The sequence below is a fragment of the Frisingicoccus caecimuris genome (assembly GCF_004340975.1).
GTDB classification, from domain to species: domain Bacteria; phylum Bacillota; class Clostridia; order Lachnospirales; family Lachnospiraceae; genus Frisingicoccus; species Frisingicoccus caecimuris.
Genome location: NZ_SLXA01000006.1, coordinates 105,460 through 131,463 on the forward strand (window position 1 = coordinate 105,460; position 26,004 = coordinate 131,463).

At 44.3% G+C, this 26,004-nt stretch carries 23 protein-coding genes and 2 tRNA genes; 6 read left to right on the plus strand and 19 right to left on the minus strand.

What is annotated here, in order from left to right; translation table 11 throughout:
* Positions 1-29 precede the first annotated feature (29 nt).
* Positions 30-1,400 (minus strand): CCA tRNA nucleotidyltransferase, encoded by a 1,371-nt coding sequence (locus tag EV212_RS07780; protein WP_132091378.1) that lies wholly within the window; start codon positions 1,398-1,400, stop codon positions 30-32.
* Between the two features lie 172 nt (positions 1,401-1,572).
* Here EV212_RS07780 and EV212_RS07785 point away from each other — a divergent pair, with 172 nt between their 5' ends.
* The gene (locus tag EV212_RS07785; RefSeq protein WP_132091380.1) at positions 1,573-1,941 is read left to right on the plus strand and encodes a hypothetical protein; all 369 of its coding nucleotides are present in this window, start codon (positions 1,573-1,575) and stop codon (positions 1,939-1,941) included.
* 81 nt (positions 1,942-2,022) lie between these two features.
* On the opposite strand, the gene EV212_RS07790 is transcribed toward EV212_RS07785, so the two are convergent.
* Positions 2,023-2,532: a metallophosphoesterase gene (locus EV212_RS07790; protein ID WP_132091383.1), complete on the minus strand. Its 510-nt coding sequence runs from the start codon at positions 2,530-2,532 to the stop codon at positions 2,023-2,025.
* A gap of 148 nt (positions 2,533-2,680) precedes the next feature.
* Here EV212_RS07790 and EV212_RS07795 point away from each other — a divergent pair, with 148 nt between their 5' ends.
* Positions 2,681-3,193: a helix-turn-helix domain-containing protein gene (locus EV212_RS07795; RefSeq protein ID WP_165873333.1), complete on the plus strand. Its 513-nt coding sequence runs from the start codon at positions 2,681-2,683 to the stop codon at positions 3,191-3,193.
* A 28-nt stretch (positions 3,194-3,221) separates the two neighbouring features.
* On the opposite strand, the gene EV212_RS07800 is transcribed toward EV212_RS07795, so the two are convergent.
* A complete protein-coding gene (locus EV212_RS07800; RefSeq protein ID WP_132091389.1) occupies positions 3,222-4,976 on the minus strand; it encodes a carbohydrate-binding domain-containing protein in 1,755 nt (584 codons plus the stop codon).
* A gap of 203 nt (positions 4,977-5,179) precedes the next feature.
* Between EV212_RS07800 and upp the strand changes: the two genes are divergently transcribed.
* Positions 5,180-5,818: a uracil phosphoribosyltransferase gene (gene upp, locus EV212_RS07805; protein ID WP_334295611.1), complete on the plus strand. Its 639-nt coding sequence runs from the start codon at positions 5,180-5,182 to the stop codon at positions 5,816-5,818.
* Between the two features lie 156 nt (positions 5,819-5,974).
* Here the strand turns inward: upp and EV212_RS07810 are convergent, their stop codons facing one another.
* The 10 genes from EV212_RS07810 to EV212_RS07855 form a co-directional block, all read right to left on the minus strand.
* Positions 5,975-6,796: an alkaline phosphatase family protein gene (locus EV212_RS07810; protein ID WP_132091395.1), complete on the minus strand. Its 822-nt coding sequence runs from the start codon at positions 6,794-6,796 to the stop codon at positions 5,975-5,977.
* A 9-nt stretch (positions 6,797-6,805) separates the two neighbouring features.
* Complete coding sequence (locus EV212_RS07815; protein WP_132091398.1) at positions 6,806-7,708, minus strand: NAD(P)-dependent oxidoreductase; 903 nt, start codon at positions 7,706-7,708, stop codon at positions 6,806-6,808.
* A complete protein-coding gene (locus EV212_RS07820) occupies positions 7,708-7,968 on the minus strand; it encodes a hypothetical protein (RefSeq protein WP_132091401.1) in 261 nt (86 codons plus the stop codon). The genes EV212_RS07815 and EV212_RS07820 overlap by 1 nt, the downstream gene beginning before the upstream one ends.
* 60 nt (positions 7,969-8,028) lie before the next feature.
* Positions 8,029-8,832, minus strand: a complete 804-nt coding sequence (locus EV212_RS07825) for a coenzyme F420-0:L-glutamate ligase (RefSeq protein ID WP_132091404.1) — start codon at positions 8,830-8,832, stop codon at positions 8,029-8,031.
* A gap of 323 nt (positions 8,833-9,155) precedes the next feature.
* Complete coding sequence (locus tag EV212_RS07830) at positions 9,156-10,838, minus strand: L-lactate permease (RefSeq protein ID WP_132091407.1); 1,683 nt, start codon at positions 10,836-10,838, stop codon at positions 9,156-9,158.
* Positions 10,839-10,871: 33 nt separating this feature from the next.
* Positions 10,872-11,999 carry a 2-hydroxyacyl-CoA dehydratase subunit D gene (locus EV212_RS07835; RefSeq protein WP_132091410.1) on the minus strand — a complete coding sequence of 376 codons (1,128 nt, stop codon included), beginning with the start codon at positions 11,997-11,999 and terminating at the stop codon, positions 10,872-10,874.
* Between the two features lie 17 nt (positions 12,000-12,016).
* Complete coding sequence (locus EV212_RS07840) at positions 12,017-13,237, minus strand: 2-hydroxyacyl-CoA dehydratase subunit D (protein WP_330570483.1); 1,221 nt, start codon at positions 13,235-13,237, stop codon at positions 12,017-12,019.
* A 75-nt stretch (positions 13,238-13,312) separates the two neighbouring features.
* Positions 13,313-14,095 (minus strand): acyl-CoA dehydratase activase, encoded by a 783-nt coding sequence (locus EV212_RS07845; protein ID WP_132091416.1) that lies wholly within the window; start codon positions 14,093-14,095, stop codon positions 13,313-13,315.
* Between the two features lie 27 nt (positions 14,096-14,122).
* Positions 14,123-14,605, minus strand: coding sequence for a VOC family protein (locus EV212_RS07850; protein ID WP_132091419.1), 483 nt, complete (start codon positions 14,603-14,605; stop codon positions 14,123-14,125).
* Positions 14,606-14,715: 110 nt separating this feature from the next.
* On the minus strand, positions 14,716-16,287 hold the full coding sequence (locus EV212_RS07855; protein WP_132091422.1) for an acyl CoA:acetate/3-ketoacid CoA transferase: 1,572 nt from the start codon (positions 16,285-16,287) through the stop codon (positions 14,716-14,718).
* A gap of 270 nt (positions 16,288-16,557) precedes the next feature.
* On the opposite strand from EV212_RS07855, the gene EV212_RS07860 reads away from it, so the two are divergent.
* Positions 16,558-18,039: a hypothetical protein gene (locus EV212_RS07860; RefSeq protein ID WP_132091425.1), complete on the plus strand. Its 1,482-nt coding sequence runs from the start codon at positions 16,558-16,560 to the stop codon at positions 18,037-18,039.
* A gap of 248 nt (positions 18,040-18,287) precedes the next feature.
* Here the strand turns inward: EV212_RS07860 and EV212_RS07865 are convergent.
* The 6 genes from EV212_RS07865 to EV212_RS07890 all read right to left on the minus strand — a co-directional run bounded on the left by EV212_RS07865 (position 18,288) and on the right by EV212_RS07890 (position 23,804).
* Positions 18,288-18,361, minus strand: a tRNA-Met gene (locus tag EV212_RS07865).
* Between the two features lie 70 nt (positions 18,362-18,431).
* Positions 18,432-19,550 (minus strand): AI-2E family transporter, encoded by a 1,119-nt coding sequence (locus EV212_RS07870; RefSeq protein ID WP_132091428.1) that lies wholly within the window; start codon positions 19,548-19,550, stop codon positions 18,432-18,434.
* A 71-nt stretch (positions 19,551-19,621) separates the two neighbouring features.
* Positions 19,622-20,476 carry a carboxylating nicotinate-nucleotide diphosphorylase gene (gene nadC, locus EV212_RS07875; RefSeq protein WP_132091431.1) on the minus strand — a complete coding sequence of 285 codons (855 nt, stop codon included), beginning with the start codon at positions 20,474-20,476 and terminating at the stop codon, positions 19,622-19,624.
* Complete coding sequence (locus EV212_RS07880) at positions 20,442-21,788, minus strand: L-aspartate oxidase (protein WP_132091434.1); 1,347 nt, start codon at positions 21,786-21,788, stop codon at positions 20,442-20,444. Before EV212_RS07880 ends, nadC begins: the two co-directional genes overlap by 35 nt.
* Before the next feature lie 11 nt (positions 21,789-21,799).
* Positions 21,800-22,711, minus strand: a complete 912-nt coding sequence (gene nadA / locus EV212_RS07885; RefSeq protein WP_132091437.1) for a quinolinate synthase NadA — start codon at positions 22,709-22,711, stop codon at positions 21,800-21,802.
* 91 nt (positions 22,712-22,802) lie between these two features.
* Positions 22,803-23,804, minus strand: a complete 1,002-nt coding sequence (locus EV212_RS07890; protein WP_132091440.1) for an asparaginase — start codon at positions 23,802-23,804, stop codon at positions 22,803-22,805.
* Between the two features lie 147 nt (positions 23,805-23,951).
* Here EV212_RS07890 and EV212_RS07895 point away from each other — a divergent pair.
* Positions 23,952-24,023 (plus strand) — tRNA-Cys (locus EV212_RS07895).
* Positions 24,024-24,098: 75 nt separating this feature from the next.
* A complete protein-coding gene (locus tag EV212_RS07900) occupies positions 24,099-25,994 on the plus strand; it encodes a DUF975 family protein (RefSeq protein ID WP_132091443.1) in 1,896 nt (631 codons plus the stop codon).
* Positions 25,995-26,004 lie beyond the last annotated feature (10 nt).

The following is a 26,004-nucleotide window of genomic DNA, read 5'->3' on the forward strand; positions in this document are numbered from 1 at the left end:
TTGATTTTTTCGATACCATCTTATTTTTATTAATGTTCAAAGAAATATTCCTTTTCATCAAAAATCGTCGGGTCTGACTTCACACTGTCCGCAAGTTCGAGAAGCTTTTCCCTCTCATTCAGTTCCGGTTCATCAATCACCCGCTCCACCAGCCGTTCCAGAACGGCTCCGAGTATCGGTCCCTGAGGAATCCCGGCCTGAATCAGATCTCTTCCATTCACCGCCAGCATCTTCACGTGAAAGCAATCACCCCTTCGGATAATCTTCCGGTAAATAGCCTCTTTCTCAGCCAGCTGCCTCATCTTTTTCGGCACCACCACCGGATTTTTGGCGGATATATCCGCCCGCTGGACTTTAATAAAATCTTCAAAAATATCACTTCCCACACGATTTAGCGCCCGCCGTACACTGACGTCATTCGGAAGATATTTTAATCCATGCCATTTGACCAATCGATATACCTTTTCCAATGTATGATTGTCAAATTTAAGCCGCTTTAAAATCCTTCGGCACATCTCGGCACTGACCTCCGGATGTTTATAAAAAATATCTCTGCCACCATCTGTTTTCTTCACAACAGGTTTGCCAAAATCGTGAAAAAGCATAGTCAGCCGAAGTGACGTGTCCGGCTCAATATTTTTTAACGCAAGCAGCGTATGCTCTTCCACATCATATATATGATTTGGCGTATGCTGTGCGACACCTACAATACGGTCGTACTCCGGTAAAATCACCCGGGTGATACCAAGTCGGCAGGCCTCCCGAATATACTCCGGGTGCTTTGATATAAGCAGTTTGACCAACTCAACCCGAACGCGTTCCGCACTGACTTCCTTCAGGTCCTCTGCCTTTCCGGACATGGCCCGCCGGGTCGCTTCATCAATACAGAATCCAAGCTGAGCTGAAAAACGGATTGCCCGAAGAATTCTGAGGGCATCCTCATTAAAACGCGCCTCCGGGTTGCCCACGCAACGAATGATCCCTTGTTTCAAATCTTCTATACCGTGAAATATATCCACCAACCCGGTCTCCGGATTATAGGCCATGGCATTGATCGTAAAGTCCCGCCGCTTCAAATCTTCTTCGAGACTGGCCGTAAATGTAACTTCCTTCGGATGCCGGTGATCTTCATAATCTCCATCGACCCGGTACGTCGTCACCTCAAAGGATTCCCTGTCCATCAACACTGTTACCGTGCCGTGTTCTATCCCCGTATCTATCGTCCTTGGAAAAATGTGTTTGACCTGTTCCGGCCTCGCAGACGTAGTAATGTCCCAGTCCTCCGGCCGACGTCCCAAAATACTGTCTCGTACGCAGCCACCGACAGCATAAGCTTCAAACCCATGATCCATCAGTTCCTTAATGACCATAGCCGCCTTTTCCGGAATATCCATTTTCATCCGCTTCACCCCGCTCTAAAACAATCCTTTCCAGTATAAAACTATTTTAACACTTCCTGACCATTCATGGAATACCCGATACGGACATTTGTCAAATATTTATCTATTGAAGATTTCGCCTTTATCATATATAATATTACATATTGTAACAAGAAAGTGGGTTTGATATATTATGGATTCAGAAACTAAATTAAAAAAATACGAACAGTGGCTGGTAATTTTGAAAATATTGACTGTCGTATGTCTCATTCTTACTGTTGTTTTAGGCTATTTTGCTTTCAAAGGGAAAACATCGCCCCTTACTATGATTCTGGCCCTCATGGCAACCATCATGTTTTTCATGGCCTACCGTGAAAAATCAAACGCCCCGCGTCCAGGCAGCCCGGAATATGAGGCGATTGAACGTGCCCAGGCAGCCAAAATTGAAGCGCAAAAAAAACGCCTCTATCGGAAACAGCATCCATTCGATGTTGCCCGCGAATTAGTTGAAAACAATAAAGCTTCCGGAAGCAAATCCTCTGAAACCAGAAAAGAGGACTAAAACATTGGGGCACCTTCCTTATGGATGGTGCCCCAAATGGCTTTTTTATACCTTTCTTTTCATGAATACAAATCTGTCGGTTCAACAGCCAAGAACTCTTCTGCGTATATCCTCAAAAGAAATCGGCCGGTATCCCGTCCGTTCCACACAAACGCAGATTGATTGGCGGCAGAAATCTTTATAGGTCGGATTTCCATGAACATGTCCAAAAATATTGGCATATGGCATATTTTCATTAATATACAATGGTTCATGAGACAATATCCAAAAACCTTCAATAATAATTGGCCATGCACTGGCCTCATCAAAACCACACTCCCTATACCATCCCGGCGACTGGGTATCATGATTCCCCAGGACCAACGTTTTTTTACCATTCAGGCTCCGGCACAAACGTGTCACTTCCGCTTTATCTCCAAAAGCAAAATCCCCAAGAACGAACACCCTGTCCTCCTGGGCTACAGTTTCATTCCAGTTCTTAATGATCTTCTGCTCCATATCTCTTATATCCTTAAAAGGACGATTTTCAAAACGAATCATCGCCTCATGCCCGAAATGCGTGTCCGCAACAAAAAAAATCTTTCCTGCCATTTTCTATTCCCCCCTATATTCAGATTCATAGTAGCATACTTACTTTGTGAGGTCAAAAAAAATTTTAACAAAGAAATGCCGATTCTCGTTTTGTGTCATGTACTTTTCTGCCTTGAATGGGTATACTGATGATGAAAGGAGCTTACATATGATGGATCAGAAGAAGATCGGACAGTTTTTAAGAGAACTCCGAACAGAAAAGAAACTCACTCAGGAGCAATTTGCCGAGATTATTGGTATGACGAATCGAAGCATTTCCCGATGGGAAAATGGGGTAAATATGCCGGATTTTGATGTACTCATACAGATTGCCGAGTATTTTGATGTCAGTATTGAAGAAATATTGGATGGAGAAAGGAGAACTTCAAGTATGGATAACGAAACCGAAGAAACCTTATTGAAGGTTGCCGATTATAACAACAGTGAAAATATGATTTTTTCGAAAAGGCTCAGCTATATTTTTTTAATGGGACTGGCCGCCTTTATCGTATATATGTTCATTGATATCCAGGGTCTGACAACAATTTCGTTTTACGATAACATTGCCAGTTTTGCTCTGGGGCTTGTCCTCGGTGTGCTGATATTGGGTGTTCTTTATACCAGCAGATACATGTCCAAGATCAGAGCTTTTAAAATGCGTCTACTGAATCGTACAAAATAACTATTATAAAAATCCCCTGCTGCATAAACTATCCGCTGTCTGCAGCAGGGAATTTGTTTGCCCCACTCCATACCGATACACCGTCCAACCGAATTTCTCTGGAATCACCATCGCCATATGTCACCGTATATGTCTCACCGTAAACGAGCAGTGAAGAACTGATCTGAATACAATTAAATGATTTTGTCGGAGAAACACTGAGAATATCCTTGCCCGAACTGTCTGTCACTGTCACCATTGTTCCGGATGGAAGCATCGTATCGACAACAACATTTACAGAACACTGAGTAGATGAATTGCTGAAATCCATCGCCATACCGGAGCTGCCCGTGCCGATAAAGGTTCCGCCGGTAATCTCGGCCTTTCCTTCATAATCCAATGTACCATTCGCCGAATCTTCCGGCCCTTCGACAACGAGCATTCCGCCATCCATATAAAGATTTCTATTGGAATCAATACCATCACCGGATGCCTTCACGTATATATCACCTCCGCTGATTCGTATCCAGCAATCATCTTCCGATGCAAAACTGTTCTGTCCCGGGCGTCCGTTCTTCAATGTATCGCTGCCCCCGGCAGAATTAATTCCGTCGTCTATTGAAGTCACGTTGATCTCTCCATCCCGAATATCCACCGTCATCCCTTCCAGGCCCTCATAAGATTTATTAATCTGCAGGATACCGCCGTTGATAATCAGCGCTTGATCAGCATGGATGCCATCATCACCCGAATCCATGATATAGGTTCCGTCATTCACCGTGACGCTCCCATTACAGTGAATACTGTCGTCCGACGAATCAATGGTAAAATCACCGCCATTAAGATAAATTCCAACGCCGCCTTTCAGACCTTTGGCGCTGTCTGAACTTCCACTGTCCTCTGTACTGATTCCGCTTTCTTCGACCGGTGTCCGGCCGGCTCCCGGCACCTCGCTGTCCGCCGGCTCCTGTTCACCCATTTGGCCGCCCCATTGGCCCCATTTCTCCTGTATCTGGCCGTTTTCATCATAACTTGCATTGGAACTTCCGCCGCCGCTTGTGATAGAACCGGAACCACCATTGATCTGCAGCACCGTTTCCGCCTGTAAGCCGTTCTGAGCCGCCGTGATCCGATAAGTTCCGTTAATGATTTTTAAATCGCCCTTGCTGCAGACGCCATCCCCATAATTCCCGTAAATATCCAAACTGCCTTCACCATTGATACTCACATCATCTTTACTGAAAATACAGGCATTCGGTTCGTTTTCAGAAACACTTTTGTAAACATAGGATGATGCATCATTCAATACATTTTCCTGCCCTTTTGCAAGGGTAATAACGATTTTTTTACTCTGTATGCCGTATATGACCGAACTGCTTCCTGAGCTGGCCGTCAGTCCTCCCAAGACAATATGCACCACATCGTTCTTATCTGCGTTCACCTGAATCTGTCCATCCGACATCTTCCCGCTAAACACATAGGTTCCGGCCTGGGTAATTTTCAATATGTTTCCATCCGCCTGTATGCCATTGCCGGAAATCTCAGAGGATTCCCCGTTACACTTAATGATCGTCGCCTTCCCTTCAGACCAGCTCTCATCCAGATCATCTGCATCGTAATTTCCCGCCAGCAAACCGGTTCCCACTGTTTCGCTTTTATTGTTCTGTTCCGCATCTTCGGTACTTTCCGACATAACAACTGTCGTCTCGGTTAAAACACTGCTGCTCTGAGAGGCACATCCGCTAAACAGTGACAAAGACAAACCGACTGCCAGCAGACCAGCCAAATATTTCAAACCTTTCATTTAGAACACTCCCCGCCTGTTATAATTTTATATGATAATGAAGCTCATATAGACCTCACTCAAGTATTCGTATTATCCCATATAAATGTGGAGCAAAAATGGAAAATTTGTGAAAAGGATGTGTAAATTCTATGTTGATATTTCCATTGACCTCACCCAAAATATCTTTTACAATAGAAGAAGCGAAACATGCAAGGAGGAAAATGATTATGAAAGAAAATGTCTTTATTATGGAACATCCATTAATTCAGCATAAAATATCGATGCTCCGGGATGAGCGTACCGGAACCAACGAATTTCGCCGTCTCATTGAAGAAATTACCGTTCTGATGGGCTATGAAGCTCTTCGGGATCTGCCCCTTGAAGATATAAAAATTAAAACACCGATTGAAACCTGCTATTCGCCAATGGTTTCCGGCAAAAAGCTGGCCATTGTTCCGATTCTTCGTGCCGGACTTGGCATGACGGGAGGCATCCTGACCCTTGTTCCCTCCGCAAAGGTTGGACATATCGGTCTCTATCGCGATGAAGAAACTCACGAACCTCATGAATACTTCTGCAAACTTCCGGCTCCGATCGACCAGAGAACCATTCTCGTTCTGGACCCGATGCTGGCCACAGGCGGTTCCGCTGTCGCTGCCGTGAATTTTATTAAACAACACGGCGGAAAAAACATCAAATTCATGTGCATTATCGCAGCTCCGGAAGGTATCAAACATTTCCATGAATGTCATCCGGATGTTCCGATCTACTGTGGACATCTGGACCGCTGTCTGAATGAAAACGCCTATATCTGCCCGGGTCTCGGCGATGCCGGCGACCGAATCTTCGGCACAAAGTAAATGCAAAAACCTTTCTCTTGGAAAGCTAATAAACGCTTTCTGCGAGAAAGGTTTCTTTTTTATGGCTCCCCTTATGGTGCCAGATTTTTTACTTCTCCCCATTCGGGTATCCCGTATGACATGCCCTCCGGACGGGGCGCGCTTCTTCAAAATATGCTATTTAAAGCGAATTTCGTCCGGTGAAACCATGGCATCAGATGCCTTTAATCCAAGCAGACGGCACAGCATCGGCGCAATATTTCTCTGTCCGATATAGTGATCTTCAAATCTTCCATTCTCCACCAGTGGGCTGAAAATATATAAAGGAACGTCTCTCTGAAGGTCTGTTATCCCACAATGAATCCCATTTTCGTCCATTCCATGGTCTGCTGTCACCACCACCTGATATCCATCCTCAAGCCAGAATGGCAGAATATCTGCGATCAATACCCCCATATCCGCAACTTTTCCGGCATATTCCCGGCTGTCCGCCCCACAGGTATGTCCTGCCAGATCAATGCTCATCGGATGATATAACATAAAATCCGGGTGATAAATTTTCCGGATCATTTCGCCATCCATAAACAAATGGGAATCCGGATAGGTATCCTCCCAATAGTACATGCCGTAATCAATAAGACCATCTCCTGTTCCAAACTGAATCCGGTCACGATGTTTATCAAAGGGCGCCCGATTATACAATTCACTCATCCAGAAATAGGCTGCCGCCCCGCTGACCAGACCGGCTTGCCTGCACAGACTGAAGATACTCGTCTGATTCGAACGTCGTACAATCTCATTACAGGTAATGCCATGAACATGGCTTGGAGTTCCTGTCATCAATGTTTCATACATCGGCCGTGACATGGACGGTAACTCCCCCCGGACTTTATATTTAGCTGCCAGCCCATAATCTACCATATGTTCCAGATAACCCAAATATTTCGTTCCTATTTCATAACCACACGCATCTAAAAGTACAAATATTGTTTTACTCATTTTTCTTTCCTACCTTTGTGTATTCAGACGTTTCAACACGCCCTGTACGACTGCCATGCTGACCCGTTTCAGCGCCTCTTCCGTATTGGCTCCCAAGTGTGGCGTGGCAATAAAATTATCTAATGTCAGCAAGGGATGACTGGCATCCACGGGCTCGTCCACAAACACATCGCAGGCCGCCCCGGCAATGATTCCTCCATCCAGGCTTTCATATAAAGCCTGCTCGTCTAAAACTGCACCTCTGGTCGTATTGATCAAAATAGCATTTGATTTCATCTGCTCAAACTGCTCTTTTCCCATCAACTGCCGCGTTTCCGGCGTCAAAGCCACACCTATGACGACCACATCTGCTTTTTTGAGTACCTCTGCTATGGAATGTGCATACGCCATCGTCATCGCTCTGGCCTTTTCCTCTGTCAAATGTCTCGACCAGCCAATCACCTGCATACCCAAACCTTTTCGACAGATATCCGCTGTCTGCCGGCTGATATCGCCCACACCGATCAGGCCCAACACTTTACCGCACATCTCCATTCCCCGGAGTTCGGCCATGCGGACAGGGGCCCCTTCTGTCAATCTCCTGTCCGCCTGTACGATTTTTCGCCCAAGGGCAAGCATCAGAGCCACATTCATCTCGGCAACAGACCGGCTGTTTAGATGAGGCACAGAGAAGACTTGAATACCATGCTTTTTAGCAGACTCCATGTCCACATCATCAACGCCTGTCCCATGAATACCTATCACGCGTAAGGATGTGGCACGTTCTATGACCTCATCCGAGATATTTAGGTTTCGGTTAATCACAGCCTCTGCCTCAGGAAGCCTGTCCCACTCACGAATGACTTCCGCATGGGCTTTCAAAAAGGCATACGCATCCGGATGTATATACTCGCACAAAAATACCTTTTTCATTATCTTTCTCCTGCCGGCTCTCCATTGATTGTCACCGTTACAGTGAAGACACTTTCCTCTTCTACAACAGATTTCACTGTTCCCTCCAGATGATGCAGCCGCTTTGGCGTATTATTTGACATGGCCACCGCATCATTGATTGTGTAATAGTACATTGTTCCCGATAATGTTTTCAGTACAGACTCTGTCATAGTCACATGCTGACCTACTTCTACCAGCCCCGGCCGTTCCATACGAAAATCCATATCCCGTTCTGCCATTTCCATCACCTCTTAGCTCCTTATCATATCATAAAAGGCTGAAAAGAAAAAGACTAATCCTCAGGATTCCACATGAATGGCCTTTTTCGGAACATATTTCTCAGGTTGGGCACTGCCAATATCTCTGATAAGTATAAATGGTGTGCATTCATCATCCTGGCCTGCCGGGTTGTCCCCGATATAGGCTCTTAGAAGCTTGTCCGGAATACCTTTTAATGAAGGGGCTTTTCCCAAAATCACAACATCAATGTCGTTGGCATCTACGATCATCGCCGGAATGCCTGTTTTTTCTTCAATCCGCCGACATACCCTGTCCGGATTTTTTGGCGTTAACGTTGCCATTTGATGATAGGGTTCAAAAGCCGAATGGTCATAGAATCCGTCGATTCCGGCAATCTCAACGCCTAATATTTCATAGAATAATCCTCGCTTGCCGACAAGCTTGCCTAAAACACCCATGATGGCCGCAAAAAGGACCCGGACAGAGCCCCTCATATTAATAGCTAACTGAAGCTTATGAGGTTCCGTTACACCGATACCACTCTTTGTTCTATGGCCAAACCGACTTAAAAATCGGGCCAGCCATCCAACTTTTACGTCCTCCATATGCACCGTATTTTCCTGGCACATAGAAATGACTTTCTCACTGATGGATAAAATATCACCCGGCTGGTACAACGGAAGTACATAATCCTGTATCAGACGTATATAAGACTCCCCTTCTTCCACAAAATGGGTCTGGACACCATACCGCTCCATACGCTGTCCATTGACCTTTCGAACACCTCTTATATAATAAACACTGCCATTCTTTTCCCGTCGATTTGCACTTTCGTTCAAATTGCCTTCGTACCAATAGTCCATAAACACTACCTCCTGCTGATAGTTTATTTGTCACACGACTTATTTATGAACTTTTTGTGTGTTTATGCAGCAAAAAAAACGAAATCCCCCGCAGGGGATTCCGCTTTTAGGATATTCTAGTATTATGAATGACTTTTGAACTCCGCTGAAAGTTGGCAAGCTCTCAGACAAACAGGCAAAGATTTTTAGGGTTGCGACTATTTTATTATATACAGCAAAGCAGTTTTTTGTTCTTGTGTACACTACTTTACCTGTTCGTCCCGGGAGTTCTTATTTATTTAATCCAGCGAGAAGGGATCAGATCCCGCTGAAATTAAACCATATTATGCAATCGGATTAAATCCTGCAAGGATCAAACCACCAAGAATCAGAATCGTCAATGCTGCGTAGATCAGACAAGGAATAGCATCTGAACGCATCAGACGACCTTCTGCTCCAATTGTACCACAGGTTGCACATGCGGAAACGATATTGTTTACACATACCATATTACCCATAGCACCACCCATAACCTGCATAGCCAGGATCAGCATTGTCGGCAGGCCAAGACGGGCTGCTGCTGCATACTGAAGTGTGGAGAACAGTGTACAGGATACTGTTGCGGAACCGGAAATGAAGGCTCCGATAACACCGATCACAGGCGCTACAATGATGTAGGCTTTACCAAAGAGGTCAGCCAGACCGTTTGCCATAACGATCAGCATACTGTCCATACCGCTGTTATTGAACTGTGCACCGGACATTTTGAACAACTGAACCATGGCAATACCAAAAAGTAATGCGATGGCAGCGCCGCCAACCATGGAAAATGTCTGTTTCCAGGCTGCTTTCACACGATCACCCTTCATCTTGTGCAACGGAATAATAAGCAATGCAACAAGGATGAAAGGAAGCACGCCCGGGTTCCAAGCCCATTTCCATGCAAAACCAACTTCAACGCCAAAGATTGACTTGATAGCGATTGCAAATGGACCGCTTGTAACATTCAGGATGCCCTTAATGCCAAGCTGAGGAATACGTGTGACTACAAGGATGATAGCAATAATACCATATGGTACCCATGCCATAACAGGAGACATGGTTGTTTCCACTTTCATGGATTCATCTTCCTGAACATCGGATGTAGCTTTCCAGTATTCGGCCCACTGAGAATGTTCCGGGAATTCAAACTTGCTCTTAGGAACAAGAATACCTTTCTTTGCAGCAACAACTGTAACAACCAAGGCAACTAAAGCACCGATCATCGATGGGAACTCTGGTCCAAGGAAAGCTGCACAGATCAAATATGGTACAACGAAGGCTACTGCAGACAATAAAATGTATGGAATAACTTCGATGGCATATTTTGTGGATTTATCCTTACCAAACATCTTAACCATCATAAATACAACGATGAAGATGATGATTGGACAAATAATCGCACTTGTAAGAGCTACGTATTTTGTCAGGCCTAATTTCCATGCTTCAGTATTTGTGATGCCTGCGGCACTCAATTCACTGGCAACCATGTTGAATGCGGTGTTTGTCGGTGTACCAACAGCACCATACGGTACTGGCGTACTGTTCATGATCAACGCACACATGGCAGCGCAAAGCGGTGGGAAACCTAAACCAATCAACAGCGGAGCAGCCAGGGCTGCCGGTGTACCAAAGCCGGCAGCACCTTCAATGAATGCTCCAAACATAAAGCCAATAATAATTACCTGAATACGAGGGTCGTCACTAACGCTTGTAAACATGCGGTTAATAACACCCATACCGCCGGACTGCTTTAAGGTATTCATGATGAGGATCGCACCAAAGATAATAACAATAGTGTCGATGGAGTTCAGGAAACCTGCAAGCGTCTGAGCGGCGATTGTAATAAGGTCCATCTTCCAGGCGGCAAAGCAGACAATTGCTGTGAGCAGCCATGCCAATGGAAGAGCGATTTTAGCCGGCCAGTTGAAACCAGCCATGACTATAACCGTAACGATAATTGGAATAAAAGCTATAATTGCATACATGCTGTAAATTCTCCCCTCTTAAATTTTTCTGAATTACAGGATTTCTGCAAATGTCTGGATACGTGTCTTAACCTGTTCGAAAGCAGTAGATTCCTGATCGATTTCAATCTGAAGGTTACGAACACCAGCAGCTTCAAATTCCTGAATAAGAATTGGATAATCAAATTCTTCTGGATCACAGAATTTCATCATGCAAACGATAACAGCATCAGCGCCATATTTGTTTACAGCATCGATAAGCATCTGACCTTTCGGTTTGTTAGCATCTGTTGCTAAGGAACATCCATCGAATTCGTTCCAAGCTTTTGCAAGAGCCATTAACGGATCATCATCTTCAGGAACATCCTGACGGAAGTTACGTGTTTCCTGAGCAAGGTCATCAGCTACGATAGCAAGACCGTTTTCTGCAAAGATATCAAGTACGTCGTAAGGCTCAACAAGAATACCGGAAACAACAACTTTTTTACCTTTGTATTCTGGAGCTGGAGTAGCTGTAATAGCTGCGATTAATTCTTTAACCAAAGCTGTATGTTTGGATTTCTCCATGAACCAACGAGCTTTAAGTACAGCGTGACGATCGGATGGTTTGATAACTGCAGCATATTCAGCAGCTACATCACTGAACTCGCGGCAAACTGCACGGTTTTCGTTGTAGATTGCGATACTGTTTTTGATTGCTCTGTTGGAGATACGAACATCAAGGATATCTTCCAGTTTTTCTTTTACAAGCTTGAACTCTTCACGAGCGAATACATTTGCAGCATCTTTAGCGATCTTACGGTTCTGTGGATGTGTAAATGTGATAACCGGAGCTTTTCCGTGCCATTTCTGGCTCATACATTTTAATGTATCGCAAGGTACGGAGAAGATAACAGCCTCCAGATTATCATATACACCTTCAAGCTGTAATTCCATTACAGACTGCATAACGGAGCAAGCAAATGGCGGCAGATATGTACGAGCTTTTGAGATCGCTTTTTTCTGAGCGCCCCACATACCCATTGGAAGGTATCCGGAAGCATGTACAATTTCTTCTGGACAGTATACAGGCATGATACCTACTGCACCTTTACCAGTTTCTTTTTTATAATCTTCCATTGCTTTTTTAGGATCATCAGCAATAGCTTTCAATTCAGCAATAATTTCTTCAACTGTTCTCATGTTACATTCCCTCCTTATTATTTGTTGTTATCCATCATTTCGGATAATGCCTGAACACGAGTTTCGTACTGAGCCTGGGAGAATACGTTAGGGTCAGTCTGGTCACCATCAAAGCTTACAAATGGGATACCCATCTTAGCATTTACATATTCAGCACCTTCGTTGTTAAGGAGACCCATCAGCTTACAGCTGCGGTTAAGGTGAAGAACCATACCATCAGATTTGGAGTTGCTGACAACTTTGTAGAACTCTTCATAACGGTTAGAACCGCATGTGTTGATGTATACGTTTGTATAAGCTTCAGCCATGGATTCAAGATCACCTGGTGTATAAACAAGGCTCCAAAGTCCTGGATAAGCAGAACCTGTCATAACAGAGCCAACGTTCTTAAGGCCTTTGAATGTAGCGCCGAGGTATGTCCAAACAGCGATGCCTTCCCAAGTTACACGATGTTTCTCGTTTTCAGCTGCACCGAAAGCGTACTGTCCAGCAGCATCTTTTGCTTCCAGTTCATCAGCAAATTTATGGAATGTAATTTCAGCATAATCTCTTGCTCTTGCGCAAACGATCAATGCCATGTAGTTGAATAAATCGAAACCATTCAATGGAGATGGTTTACGGAATGCATATGTAGCAACTTTATTCCACCAGTATACGGAACGCTGTACCTGTTCCTGAACTTTCAGGAATTTGTCATAGTCAAATGCACGACCTGTAATATCTTCTAACTGTTTGATAGCTGCTCTGTACTGATCTGCGATGTACTCTTTGTTATGACGAGCAACCGGCATTGTATGGTTGAAAGGAACATCGATGATGATGCAAGGGATGTTCAGTTCTTTTGCAAGGTTTTCATACCATTTTAACAGTGTGTTACAGATATTGTTACATGTGATAACCAGGTCTGGAAGCGGAACGTAAGCAGCTTTGGATGTGGCTAATTTTTCCGGTTTTTCGCCAGTCATAGCTTCCTGTTTAAGAAGTTCCATATATCCGAGGTTTGTACGTGCATAAGAGCAGATATCAATGTTGTAACCTTTGCTATGAGCAACATCCAGCAAATCCTGGGATGCTTTTCTGGCGCCAGCACCAGCTGCATGTGTTTCCGGATAAACCATAGCGATATCCATAGCTACACAGAATTCCGGCGGAGCTACAGATGCGGACCAACAAACTAATTTGCCTGCTTTTTTTGCTTCCCATGCTTCTTCATCGAGTTTTGCCTGAAAATATGCCAAACACTCTTTTGAGCTTGCTTCGTTGATATTAATCTCCATAATTTTTACCTTCTTTCTTTAAAATTAAACCGTCTCTTATTTAGCTAACAGTTCTTCATAAGCTAAGAGAGCGGCGCCAAGGGCTCCTGTAATCTGAGGATTTGGTGCTACAGTGATTTTCTGTCCCAGTTCCTTTTCAATAGCATCTACTGCACCAGGATTCTGAGCCACACCACCACACATAACAACATCATTTTTTATATCGCCGCAACGACGTACCAGTGAACATGCTTTTGTAGCTACGGATTTGTGGACCCCTGCAACAATACTTTCTCTGGTCAGTCCCTTGGATAACTGGGAAATAACTTCGGACTCTGCAAATACTGTACATGTACTGCTGACAGATGCCCATTCTTTTGCTTTGAAATGGGCCTCGCCCATTTTGTCCAGCGGAATCTCAAGAACGCGGGACATTACATCTAAGAAACGTCCTGTTCCGGCGGCACATTTATCGTTCATATAGAACTGTGTGATATTTCCCTTATCATTTAATGCAATCGCCTTCGCATCCTGTCCACCGATATCAATAATTGTTCTTGCTGTCGGAACCAAATAGAAAATACCTTTTGCATGGCAGCTGATCTCACTGATCTGTTTATCTGCATTCTCTACAGAAAAACGTCCATAACCTGTTGCCACTGTATAATCAATGTCTTCCGGTTTAAGATCGATATTTTCAAAAACTGCTTCCATAACTCTCGTCGGGCCGGAAGTTCCGGTTCCCACCTGAACAACTGCAGACGATATAAGTTCTGCACCATCTTTCAGAATAACTGCTTTACTGGACGAAGAGCCAATATCTATACCTAATGTATACACGTTATTTCCTCCTGTATCCCTTCACAATTATTCAGCGTTTCCCCAACGGCTTGTAAATGTTGCATCATAGTTGATATCACCAATCTGTTCGATCAACTCAACAAGGATACCCTGTGTGTATTTCGGACGAATGAAGTTAACGATGATATCTTCTGTTCCTTCCTGTGGTTCTGCCTCAAGAAGTTCGTAGCCTAATGCTTTAACATCTTCCATTGTAGCTTTCAGATCATCTACAAGATAAGCTACGTGAGCGATTCCACCTTTACCCTTGTTGAATTCGCAAAGGACACCAGACTGAGGAATGATAAATTCAACAGCGTCTGCGCCTTCACCATGTTTTGTGAAGATCAGATGAGAATCATAAGCTTTTACATGTCCACGATAGTCTTCCTGAAGACCAAATGTTTTCATGAAAGTCTCTGCTTTCTCTACTGTAGGTAATACGATACCCCAATGATGTGTTCTGATAATGTGTTTGCCAATCCCTGTTTCTGCAAATAAATTTGCCATAGTAAAAACTCCCTTTCTTTAATTATATATATAATTATTTATAGTTCACGTTTGGAGCGGTCCGGGCCCTTAAGGCCCGTGACCTTTTATATGAATCTGGTTATCGCAAATTATTCGATAGTCAAGCCCATAACTTCATCTTTGAAGATTCTCTCATCCATCAATTTAACATTGCCGTTTTCATCGCGGTCAACAATCGGTTCGAAATCCATCTGTGCAAGAACCTGTGTTTCAACATCAATGCCCGGTGCAACTTCAATCAGATGTACACCATCAGCTTTCAGTGCGAATACAGCACGTTCTGTTACGTAGATAACGTCTTTGCCTGCTTTGCCGGCAACAACACCGGAGAATGTGATCTCTGTAACTTTATTAACGAATTTATGTTTTTTGCCTTCTTCAAGAATCGTAAGCTTTCCGTCGCCGGTCTTAATCTTAACACCGTTTGTGAAAGTACCGCAGAATACAGCTTTCTTGGAGTTGGAGGAGATATTTGTAAATCCGCCGCTTCCTGTGATTCTGCTTCCAAGACGGCTGACATTTACGTTACCATTGATATCTACTTCTGCAAGACCGAGGTAGCAAAGATCAAGGCCGCCGCCATCATAGAAATCGAACTGATAAGCCTCATCAACGTAAGCCTGAGCGTTAACAGTACCGCCAAAACGAAGGCCGCCGCCAGGAACACCACCGATCGGGCCACATTCTACAGTCAGTGTCATTTCGCCTGCAATGCCCTCTTCAGCAGCTACAGAAGACACCCATTCAGGAACGCCTACACCAAGGTTTACAACTACGTTTTTCTTCAATTCCATAGCTGCACGGCGTCCGATGATTTTCTTTGCGTCAAGCTTCTTAGGTTCAAGGCTGGATACAGGAACCTGTACATTTCCTGAATAAGCCGGGTCATATGTACAATTAATACTCTGGGACTGATGTGGATCATCCGCTGGACATTCAACAACAGCGTCTACATAGATGCCAGGAATCTTAACAAGTTTGGAATCAAGCTGTCCGGCTTTAACAACACGTTCAACCTGAACAACAACAAGCCCACCATTGTTATGTACAGCCATAGCCTGTGCTGTACAATCCAGCGGAGCCATTTCTTTTTCCATTGTAACATTACCTAATTCATCAGCATATGTACCACGGATAAATGCAACATCGATCGGAATACGAGGATAGAAAAGCTGTTCCTGTCCTTCAAGTTCGATGATCTTAACAATATCTTCTGTTGTTTTTTCACTTAAACGTCCGCCACCGTTACGTGGGTCTGCGAATGTTCCAAGACCAACATGTGTAAATGTACCAACTTTGTGAGCAGCATTATCACGAAGCATCTGAGCAATAGCGCCCTGTGGAACATTGTATCCTTCAATTTTGTTTGCATAAAGCATTTCACAAATTTGTGGAACAAAGTTGAAATGACCACCGATAACACGTTTGATCATGCCTTCGTGTGCATAATGGTCAGCATGGCTGCCATCTTTGTTACCTGTTCCAGCAACATAGAAAAGTGTTAAATCCTTTGGATGTCCTGTCTCTAAAAATCTTTCCTCTGCTGCGGCATTTAATGCCTCTGCAATACCATTTGCAACGAATCCACTTAATGTAAGGGTATCGCCGTCTTTGATCAAATCTGCTGCTTCTCTGGCTGTTAATACTTTAACCTTTCCCATAGTGACCTCCTTAAAACCTTTCTTGTATAATTTTCATAATTTATTTTGGGCTTTTATGAGTTTATTGTATATTTTTCGCACTGCTATTGCAATGAAATCAATCTGACCTTGTTTTATTCAAATTTCTAAACTTGAATTCAATTTGATTCAATTTTCACTTGACAATCTGCTAACAAACCACCATACTATAAATATAGCCTATAATAAGCGTAGGTTATCGTACCAATGAATCTATGTTATTTTACACGAAACACAGGGGGTATACGATTAATGAGCGCATATGGAAACCTGCTGAAAACCTTAATTAATTTCTCCGGCTCCAAATTATCCATCGTTGCTGAAGAAGTCGGCTACGATGTATCCTATATCAGTAAATGGTGCAACAAGGCGAAACTTCCGGCTTCAAAGATGGCGCCGAACATCAACCGTACACTTGCAAACCATTTTTCTCACGAGATTTTAAAGCACGAAGATCTGGCTTCATTCTCAAGACAATTCTCTGTTGAGGCAACGCCGGACTCTCTTAATTCCATTATTTATAATCTTTTAAAAGAGAATTATAAAGAATCCAGCCGGGAAGCCGCTAATGAACTTAATCATTCGGAAGCTTATAAGACAAGAGTCCTGTCTCTTGCCAACGACGTTTATGAATTTTTCAATCATGAACTGCCAAACACGCTGATGTCCTATAATGAACCGGTTGAGGTTTTATGCACTCTGGATATCTGCCGGTTCATCAACGAAAACAACGTCGACCTGCCGATCTATCCAATGCCAAATCATGAAATCAATGTCAAGATCGGCCTGGATATCAAAAAGCTGATGGAGGACAGCTCCAATTACCTGAAACAGATTTACTACTTTATTAATTCTCACAGCTATCTGTCCTTTGACTTTTATAATGATGCTCTCATGAATAACATGAACACGATCATCATCAAGGATCATATGGCTATTTTGTGTGCCCTGGACCAGTATAACCGGATACTGACAGCCACCGTGATCACCGACCCCGAAAAAGTGAACCAGATCTACATCCGTGTGCTTCCATCTTTCCGGGCAATGGATCTTCTGCTGCATGCCACAGAATCAGATGAATTCTATCAATATGGTTACCGGACAGACTTTTACTCCCGGGATAACTTCCAGATTTTCCTCGCCCAAGGTTTTGAATTTCTTCTGCCTGTGGAATGTTGGGACTCCATCACTTACACGGCCAGAGAACGGGACAAAGACGAATTCATGGCTCATCTGGTCGCCCAGCTGCAGATTACCTGGGAAGAAATCTTCGAAAAAAATTCCATGGATTTCTTTGTATTAAAGTCCTCCCTGATGAAATATATCGAAGATGGTGAAATCATCTTCGCCGACGTTGTCTATAACATGACGCCGGACGAACGGAAACTTCACATACAGAAGGTACTGGACATTACAAAGAACAATCCGAATATCCATTTTTACGTCATCGATGATGAATACCTTCCGAGTGTACAGCATCTGCTGCATACTTCCGTATTCAACAACCGAAAGAAGATGTTCCTTAAGAATCCACAGCGTTATCACACAGAGATCGGACCTCACTTCTATTCGGTCCTTTCGGACCAGATCATCAATGAGGTAAGCAGCTTTTTTGATAATCTCAAGTCACACCCATACTGCTTCTCCTACGACGCTGAGGGTCTTCAGAAATTTGCCGAAAAATACAGCTCGCTCATCTATCGCATGATTGATCTGAGTGCTTTGAAAAAATAGGAACTCATGCCCAAAACCCTGTTTCTTAGTTTTTTAAGAAATGGGGTTTTTCTTTGATTCATTTGTAATTCTATTTTATCATTAAACCTTATCCATGTAAATAGTTAGCACGCAAACTATTATGTAAAAAAATACAATCTTTTTTTGGTGCTTTTTACCAGACAAAAAAGGATATATGCTCTTATTGTCTGAAAACATATATCCTTTTCTAAAAAAACCTGATATAAAGGTATATCAGGTTTAAGAAGTTGCGGGGGCAGGATTTGAACCTACGACCTTCGGGTTATGAGCCCGACGAGCTACCGAACTGCTCCACCCCGCGTTATTATATTTTGTACTTTATTATTATATATCAGTTTTCCAATTTTGTCCAGTGTTTTTCATTTTTCCCTTTATTCACGCTGTTGCAAGTCCGTTTCTTCTCTCCGGGCGACCCCACGACTCAGTAAGACATAAGCAAAAGTCGCTGTCGGAACACTGAGGACCATTCCGACAATTCCGGCCAATCCACCGCCGACAGTCACCGCAGCCAGTACCCACAAACCGGGCAGTCCTGTACGTTTTCCCACAACTCTCGGGTAGATCAGATTGTTTTCCACCTGCTGGAGTATAATAAAAAAAATCAAAAAGGTCACTGCTTTTTTCATTGAAATAAACATTAAAAGCAGAGCGCCCACACCACCGCCGATATATGCTCCCAATATTGGAATAAATGCCGTCAATCCGACAATCAGACTGACCAGGCCGCTGTATTCCAATCCAAGGATAAACATGCCTGCAAAACAGAGACTTCCGAGAATCAGTGATTCGATCCCCTGACCGGCAACAAAATTCTCAAATACTTCGATTCCTGTCAAAATCATTGATTTTACCGGCCGATACAGAGCCTGTGGCATATATGCCCGGTACAGCCGCTTCATTTGTCTCTCCAGCTTTTCCTTGTCAAATAATATATATGCCGATAGCACGGTCACTATACCAACAGTTGCTGCGGTACGAAACACGCCGGTCGTCATCCGGGCCATCTGGGGCAAAAGCACGTCCATTGTCTGGTCCAACCGCCCCAGATAGCCTGAAATGCCTTCCATCAGAGGAGAGATATCGAGATTTTTAATTCCCGCTTTTTCAATCAACACGACCAGGGATTTCTCAAAGGCCTGCATATACGCCTCCCGGTTCTCAATAAACTGCTGCAAACTGGAAATCAATCGGGGCAGCGCAAAACAAAATACTGCCGCAACTACCCCGACTACTCCCAAATACACAGTCAGCAAACTGCAGGTCCGGGCGGCCTTCTTAGGTATTTTCCCTTTGTTCTCGTAAAAGTGTCGTACATACTCATAAGGATGATTCAGCACCAGAGCCAGAATTCCCGCACTGACTACCGGAATGAACTGACGTCCAGCAAACACAAGCTGTCGGCATATATATCCGGAATGAACAATGATAATTATCAAAAAAACCACATAGGTCATTACTACCATCCATTGACGTACAGATCTGCGCTCCATCAAAATGCCTCCTCACTCATGAGTATGGCCAAAAAGATTTTTTTCAAACAATCAAAGCATAAATATATTTTTTACTCAAGGGGATGGAGATTTTTAAGGGACACGTCCAGGATTGGTGCAGAATGGGTAAGGGCTCCGCTGGACACATAGTCGACGCCGATATCTTTGATCTGCTCGATATTTTCTCTCGTAATGTTGCCAGAACACTCGGTTTCAGCACGTCCCTCTGCCATAGCTACGGCCTCTTTCATCGTTTCCGCCGACATATTATCCAGCATGATAATATCGGCTCCCGCCTCCAGGGCCTCTTTAAACATGTCCAGGTTCTCGACCTCAATTTCAATCTTACGCACAAACGGCGCATATTCCCGTGCCATCTCTACCGCCTGACGCACACCACCGGCAGCCCCGATATGGTTATCTTTTATGAGGACGCCGTCAGACAGATTGTAACGATGGTTATGTCCGCCGCCAACCCGAACCGCGTATTTCTCAAAGATTCGCATGTTTGGCGTCGTCTTACGGGTATCTAAAAGTTTTGTATGAGAACCTTCCAGAAGTTTCACCACACTGCGGGTATAGGTTGCGATGCCGCTCATCCTCTGAAGATAATTCAACGCCGTTCGTTCACCGGAAAGAATAACCCGGATATCGCCCCGCACGACCGCAAGTATATCGCCTTTTTTTACTTCTGCCCCGTCGGATGCATATTTCTCCACCTGAATCTCCGGCTCCAGCAGTTCAAAAACTCTCTGAAAAATATCCATACCGGCAATGATGCCATCGCCCTTACAGATTAATTGGGCCTCACCTTTTTTATATGACCGCATCACCGAGTTGGTCGTTACATCTTCATCTGAAATGTCCTCCCGAAGCGCCTGTAAAAGCAGATTATCCACATTTAATCTGGTTGTTATTGGATTCATTTCCCGCTTCCCTCCTGATTTCTTCCCAAATATTTTCTTTACATCGGAGATGATACATCTCCGGATTTTCGTATTCATTCATATCTATGTTATAATAAGTCTGTATCTTAGAAACATCCATCGCTGCCCGAAGCTGATTTCTACCCTTCAGTGAATGGGTCTGTATATGTCTGGCCGCCCGCTCAGCAAATACAAGACTTTCAAGCAGAGAATTACTTGCCAGCCGATTCGCTCCGTGAACACCATTACAGCTCGTCTCTCCGGCAGCATATAAATGGGTCATCGACGTCCGACTGTCTCTGTCCACCCAGACGCCGCCCATAAAATAGTGCTGTGCCGGAACAACCGGTATCGTTTCCTTCGTAATATCGTATCCTTCTTCAAGGCATCGTTCATAAATATTCGGAAAGCGTTCCCGGATATCCATATCCTTAATCGTCAAAAACGAGAGCCGTACATAAGGCATGTGATCCTTTGCCATCTGACGGTGAATCGCCTCCGTCACCACATCCCTCGGTAAAAGCTCATCCACAAAACGTTCACCCTGTTTATTATATAACACTGCGCCCTCGCCGCGAACCGACTCGGAAATGAGGAAACTGCGTCCCGGCCGACACGTATACAAAGTCGTCGGGTGAATCTGAACATAATCCATATGCTCCACCTCAATCCCGTGCTTTAAAGAAATCGCCAGTGCATCCCCTGTCAAATGAGGGAAATTGGTCGAATGCTCATAGATACCGCCAATGCCACCGCATGCCCAGATCACGTCCTGAGCAAACACCGGTTCCAAACGGCCATCCGCCATATGGAGAATCACACCATCACACTGATTATCCTTTTCAAGAATATCGACCATTTCTGTCTGCGTCATCATCGTGACATTGGGCTTTTCCTGAACCCGTGCCAACAGCGTGCTCGTAATTTCTTTTCCTGTAATATCCTCATGATAAAGAATCCGGTTTCTCGAATGGGCTCCCTCTCTTGTATAAAGGAGCTCTCCGTTCTCCCTGGCAAAATCAACGCCATAGTCAATCAACTGATCAATGACATTCCTTGAAGAGCGAATCATAATATCCACCGATTCTTTTCGATTTTCGTAATGTCCGGCCCGCATGGTATCCTCAAAGAAGCTGTCATAGTCTGCCGCATCGTGAAGAACACAGATGCCTCCCTGGGCCAGGAAAGAATCGCTCTCTTCTAATTCCGCCTTTGTAATCATTAATATATCCGCCGACTCCGGCAAATGCAGCGCTGCAAAGCATCCGGCAACACCACAGCCGACAATTATCACATCATATATCCGTTTCATATAACCGCCGCCTATCTGGACAATTCCAGCATACGCTTCAATGGTGCATGTGCCTTATCCATAAAATCTGCTTCCATCTGAAGTCCCTCCCTGTCCTGCTCTAAAACAGAGATGATTTTATCCAGCGTCACTTTTTTCATATCTTCACAAATCTGGTACGCCGCCGTCGGATAAAAAGCTTTTCCCGGATTTCTCCGTTTCAGCTCGTACATGACCCCAAGCTCGGTTACAATAATAAATTCCTGCGCCTGACTCGCTGTTGCGTAATCAATAATTCCCGATGTGCTTCCGATATAATCCGCCAGTGCGGTCACTTCTTCCCGGCATTCCGGATGCACAAGGACTTTAGCTCCCGGATGTTTGTCCAGGGCAGACTGAACGTCTTCTTTTGTGATCATCGTATGTATCGGGCATCCGCCGTCATTAAAGATAAACTTCTTTTCCGGGACCTGACGCGAAATATAGGTTCCAAGGTGCTCGTCCGGAATAAAATAAATGACCGGGTTCGGAAGAGCTTTAACGACCTTCAGCGCATTGGAAGATGTTACACACACATCTGAATGGGCTTTCAGCTCAGCAGTTGAGTTTACATAACATACAACCGCCACATTATCCTTATATATGTCCCGTATTTCCTCAATCCTTTGCACAGTTGCCATGTGCGCCATCGGACAGTCCGCTTCCGGTTCGGGAAGCAGGACCTTTTTCTCCGGATTTAAAAGCTTCGCACTTTCTCCCATAAAGGATACTCCACAGAGGACAATGGTCTGTTCCGTAACTTTTGTTGCCATCTCACTCAGATAGTAGGAATCTCCTACATAGTCCGCAATCTCCTGAATATCATCTTCCACATAATAATGTGCCATAATAACCGCATTTTTTTCCTGTTTTAACCGCAGAATCTGCGCCTGTTTTTCGTTCATCTCTGCCTCCACCCTTTTCCGTTTCTTCAGGTTTCGTTTCAGTATAGCACATTTGTTTATAGTTGACAAGACACCTGTCCTTTCACAAAAGTTATCTAAATAATATATCGTGGTTAATTGTCTGATAAAAAAGCTTCTCAAAAGCTTCCTGTTCCTTCGTCTTGGCCAGCGCCCACATCATCTTTGTCACTGTCGCTTCCAGCGTCATATCATAGGATTCGAACACCGGAAAACGCTCTTTGAGTTCTTTTCCCACCTGATACACCGACATGTCGCTGCCCTCATGGGTGACCTGGGTTGCCATGACAAGAAATTTGCCCGCCTTCATCCAGCGCTCAATGGCGTTATAAAAGCTGTTGTCGCCATAATTTGGCAGTCCGCCAACTCCAAAGGATTCAATGATCACTCCGTCGTAATCATTAATCAGAGCATCCAGAATGCTTCCGTTCATCCCCGGAACCAGTTTCAACAAAAAAATCCGTGAATTCATCGCATGACCAAACTTCAAAGGACGCATCGTCTGCTCTTTATCATCAATGTAAAAAATGATCCGCTTGTCATGAATACTGGCAATATCCGGGTAATTAATACTCGAAAAGGCATTGTAGCTTTTAGAACGGATTTTTTTTGCCCGGGTTCCGGCAATGACCTTTCCCCCAAAAACAATAACAACGCCGTGGGCCCTGTCATCAGCCGCAAAACGCAGACTGTCCAGAAGATTGGAACGGGCATCCGTGATCGCCAGATCGATTGGTTTCTGTGCACCGGTAATGACCACCGGTTTTCGGTTATTCTGAATAAGATAGGATAAAGCCGCTGCCGTATAAGCCATCGTATCTGTCCCATGACAGATAACAAAGCCATCGTAATACTCATATTTCTTTTCGATCAACTCAGCCAGAAGCAGCCAATGTGAAGGGTCAATATTCGTACTGTCCAGATTAAAAGGCGCTACCGTATCAATCTGACAGAATTCCTTTGCTGTCGGAATATAAGAAATAATTTCCTCCGCTGAAATCTGTGGCGCCAGCCCATGCTCCGTATATTTTGAAGCAATCGTGCCGCCCGTTGCTATCAACAATATCTGTTTCATTTTTCTTTCCTGCTCCTTTACTTTCCTTTATAAATATCTATAGCGCCAGTATAGCAACTTTCGTCAGGCGCCGTCAAGGTCATGTAAAAATTAGAAATAAATTCATGGTTGACGCATAAAATAAATCAAGGTATACTATTCGTATAGGGCGCAGTAGCCAAGTGGTAAGGCAATGGTCTGCAACACCAGTACGCACCGGTTCAAATCCGGTCTGCGCCTCTGAGAAAGGTCTGGAAATTATACGTTCCGGACCTTTTTTGATATCTGACGGTATACAGTACAAAGGAGAAACTCATGTCACACAGAAAAGAGTTAAAACAACGTGCAAAACACAATTTGAAGAAACATTATCTGTTATTTGTTGCCCTCTGCCTGATCGCTGCCTTTATCGGCAGTGAATTCAGTTCATCACTCAGCATTATCAATTCGGTCAACCCGGAAAGTTCCGGGACTTATACGGAAGATCCGAACGTTTCCGGTCCGGAAGAAGGATTGACAGACGTTATTTTACATATTATTTCCGGGAATCTGGAAGAAGGCGATGCCCAGGCCGCCCGACTGACCGAGCATATGGTCGCCCAGTCAGAAAAAGACCGCACAACCGTCTTCGGACGGAGCCGGGGCGTACTTTCCATGTTCATTAACAGCATCACCTCCGGCTCACTGCTCGTCCGAATCGCCATGGGTCTGCAATCTTTGTTCCAGTCCCAGAGTCTCTCTCTTATGATTTTAATTCTGCTCAGTATGCTGCTCATTTTCATGGGATGGTTTCTCACGATCAACGTTTATCCGGTGATCGCCCGGAGAATGTTCCTGGAAGGGCACTGTTACAACGAAGTCCACAGCCACCGTTTTCTTTTTCTGTTTAAAATTAAACGCTGGCTTCGAGCCGCCTCCACTATGCTCCTTGTTCGTATTTTTAAAGGGCTGTGGTGGTGTACTCTGATCGGCGGCATCGTCAAGCATTATTCCTACTATATGGTGCCGTTTATTGTCGCAGAAAACCCGGATATTGCTCCGCGGACGGCCATTCGTCTGTCCCGCCGGATGATGAAGGGGCACAAATGGGAATGTTTCCTCCATGAACTTTCTTTCCTCGGATGGATGATTCTCGGCAGTCTGACCCTCGGTGTCAGCAACATTCTTTTTATGAATCCATATACAATGGCTTTTTTCACCGAATATTATACGGAGCTTCGTCGTCTTGCCAAAGAAAAACAGATTGAAAATGCCGATTTACTCAATGACAACTATCTTTTTGAAAAAGCAGATTCGAAAACTCTGGCAAATGCTTATCCCGATATTATCACTGCAGCTTCTCAACCCCGGATTACCCTCTCCGATTTAAAGGGATTGCCAAAAATCATTGCAGATATGTTTGGTGTCACCTTCCGCCGTTCAAAAGCAGAACAGGCCTACGAAAAAGATCAGGCCAGACTCACACGGATTGACCGTGAAATTGCTGCAGTAGAAGGCCGGGTTTATCCGACACGGCTTTCACCATTCCCTTCTGATGCGAAACGGGAGTGGATTGGAACTGTTCATTATATCCGACACTATTCGATCTGGTCCATTATCGTTATTTTCTTTGCCCTGTCCTTCATCGGCTGGGTTTGGGAGGTCAGTCTGCATATGATCACCTATGGCGAATTCGTCAACCGCGGGGTACTCTTTGGCCCATGGTTGCCGATTTACGGCACAGGAAGTGTTCTGATCTTATTACTTTTAAATAAATTCCGTAAAAACCCGCCGTTAGAATTCATTATGGCCATCACCGTCTGCGGTCTGATTGAATATTTTACCGGTTATTATCTGGAAATGACCCACAACGGTCAGCGTTGGTGGGATTATACCGGCTACTATCTGAATCTTCACGGACGTGTCTGCGCCGAAGGCCTGCTGACATTCGGCCTCGGCGGTATGCTGATCGTCTATGTTCTGGCCCCGGTGCTGGATAACCTTATACAACGAATAACCCACAGGATCCTTATCCCTTTGTGTGTCGCACTCATAATTCTTTTTGCCTGTGATGAATGCTATTCAGCCACCCACCCGAATACCGGAACCGGAATTACAGCCTATATGATCGACAACGAGATGAAACACGCTTCGCGAGTTTCACTCGTTATCGCGACAGTCGCCAAATATCCGCACAAGTGCGGCTGCTTGGCTCGTTGCTCGCATAAATAAAAAGAGCTTA

What these genes read in the sequence shown, in the direction of transcription:
- EV212_RS07780 (WP_132091378.1), bottom strand. Translation starts at nt 1,400, where the DNA reads ATGAAAATGGATATTCCGGAAAAGGCGGCTATGGTCATTAAGGAACTG.
- EV212_RS07785 (WP_132091380.1), top strand. Translation starts at nt 1,573, where the DNA reads ATGGATTCAGAAACTAAATTAAAAAAATACGAACAGTGGCTGGTAATT.
- EV212_RS07790 (WP_132091383.1), bottom strand. Translation starts at nt 2,532, where the DNA reads ATGGCAGGAAAGATTTTTTTTGTTGCGGACACGCATTTCGGGCATGAG.
- EV212_RS07795 (WP_165873333.1), top strand. Translation starts at nt 2,681, where the DNA reads ATGATGGATCAGAAGAAGATCGGACAGTTTTTAAGAGAACTCCGAACA.
- EV212_RS07800 (WP_132091389.1), bottom strand. Translation starts at nt 4,976, where the DNA reads ATGAAAGGTTTGAAATATTTGGCTGGTCTGCTGGCAGTCGGTTTGTCT.
- upp (WP_334295611.1), top strand. Translation starts at nt 5,180, where the DNA reads ATGATTATGAAAGAAAATGTCTTTATTATGGAACATCCATTAATTCAG.
- EV212_RS07810 (WP_132091395.1), bottom strand. Translation starts at nt 6,796, where the DNA reads ATGAGTAAAACAATATTTGTACTTTTAGATGCGTGTGGTTATGAAATA.
- EV212_RS07815 (WP_132091398.1), bottom strand. Translation starts at nt 7,708, where the DNA reads ATGAAAAAGGTATTTTTGTGCGAGTATATACATCCGGATGCGTATGCC.
- EV212_RS07820 (WP_132091401.1), bottom strand. Translation starts at nt 7,968, where the DNA reads ATGGCAGAACGGGATATGGATTTTCGTATGGAACGGCCGGGGCTGGTA.
- EV212_RS07825 (WP_132091404.1), bottom strand. Translation starts at nt 8,832, where the DNA reads ATGGACTATTGGTACGAAGGCAATTTGAACGAAAGTGCAAATCGACGG.
- EV212_RS07830 (WP_132091407.1), bottom strand. Translation starts at nt 10,838, where the DNA reads ATGTATGCAATTATAGCTTTTATTCCAATTATCGTTACGGTTATAGTC.
- EV212_RS07835 (WP_132091410.1), bottom strand. Translation starts at nt 11,999, where the DNA reads ATGAGAACAGTTGAAGAAATTATTGCTGAATTGAAAGCTATTGCTGAT.
- EV212_RS07850 (WP_132091419.1), bottom strand. Translation starts at nt 14,605, where the DNA reads ATGGCAAATTTATTTGCAGAAACAGGGATTGGCAAACACATTATCAGA.
- EV212_RS07855 (WP_132091422.1), bottom strand. Translation starts at nt 16,287, where the DNA reads ATGGGAAAGGTTAAAGTATTAACAGCCAGAGAAGCAGCAGATTTGATC.
- EV212_RS07860 (WP_132091425.1), top strand. Translation starts at nt 16,558, where the DNA reads ATGAGCGCATATGGAAACCTGCTGAAAACCTTAATTAATTTCTCCGGC.
- EV212_RS07870 (WP_132091428.1), bottom strand. Translation starts at nt 19,550, where the DNA reads ATGGAGCGCAGATCTGTACGTCAATGGATGGTAGTAATGACCTATGTG.
- nadC (WP_132091431.1), bottom strand. Translation starts at nt 20,476, where the DNA reads ATGAATCCAATAACAACCAGATTAAATGTGGATAATCTGCTTTTACAG.
- EV212_RS07880 (WP_132091434.1), bottom strand. Translation starts at nt 21,788, where the DNA reads ATGAAACGGATATATGATGTGATAATTGTCGGCTGTGGTGTTGCCGGA.
- nadA (WP_132091437.1), bottom strand. Translation starts at nt 22,711, where the DNA reads ATGAACGAAAAACAGGCGCAGATTCTGCGGTTAAAACAGGAAAAAAAT.
- EV212_RS07890 (WP_132091440.1), bottom strand. Translation starts at nt 23,804, where the DNA reads ATGAAACAGATATTGTTGATAGCAACGGGCGGCACGATTGCTTCAAAA.
- EV212_RS07900 (WP_132091443.1), top strand. Translation starts at nt 24,099, where the DNA reads ATGTCACACAGAAAAGAGTTAAAACAACGTGCAAAACACAATTTGAAG.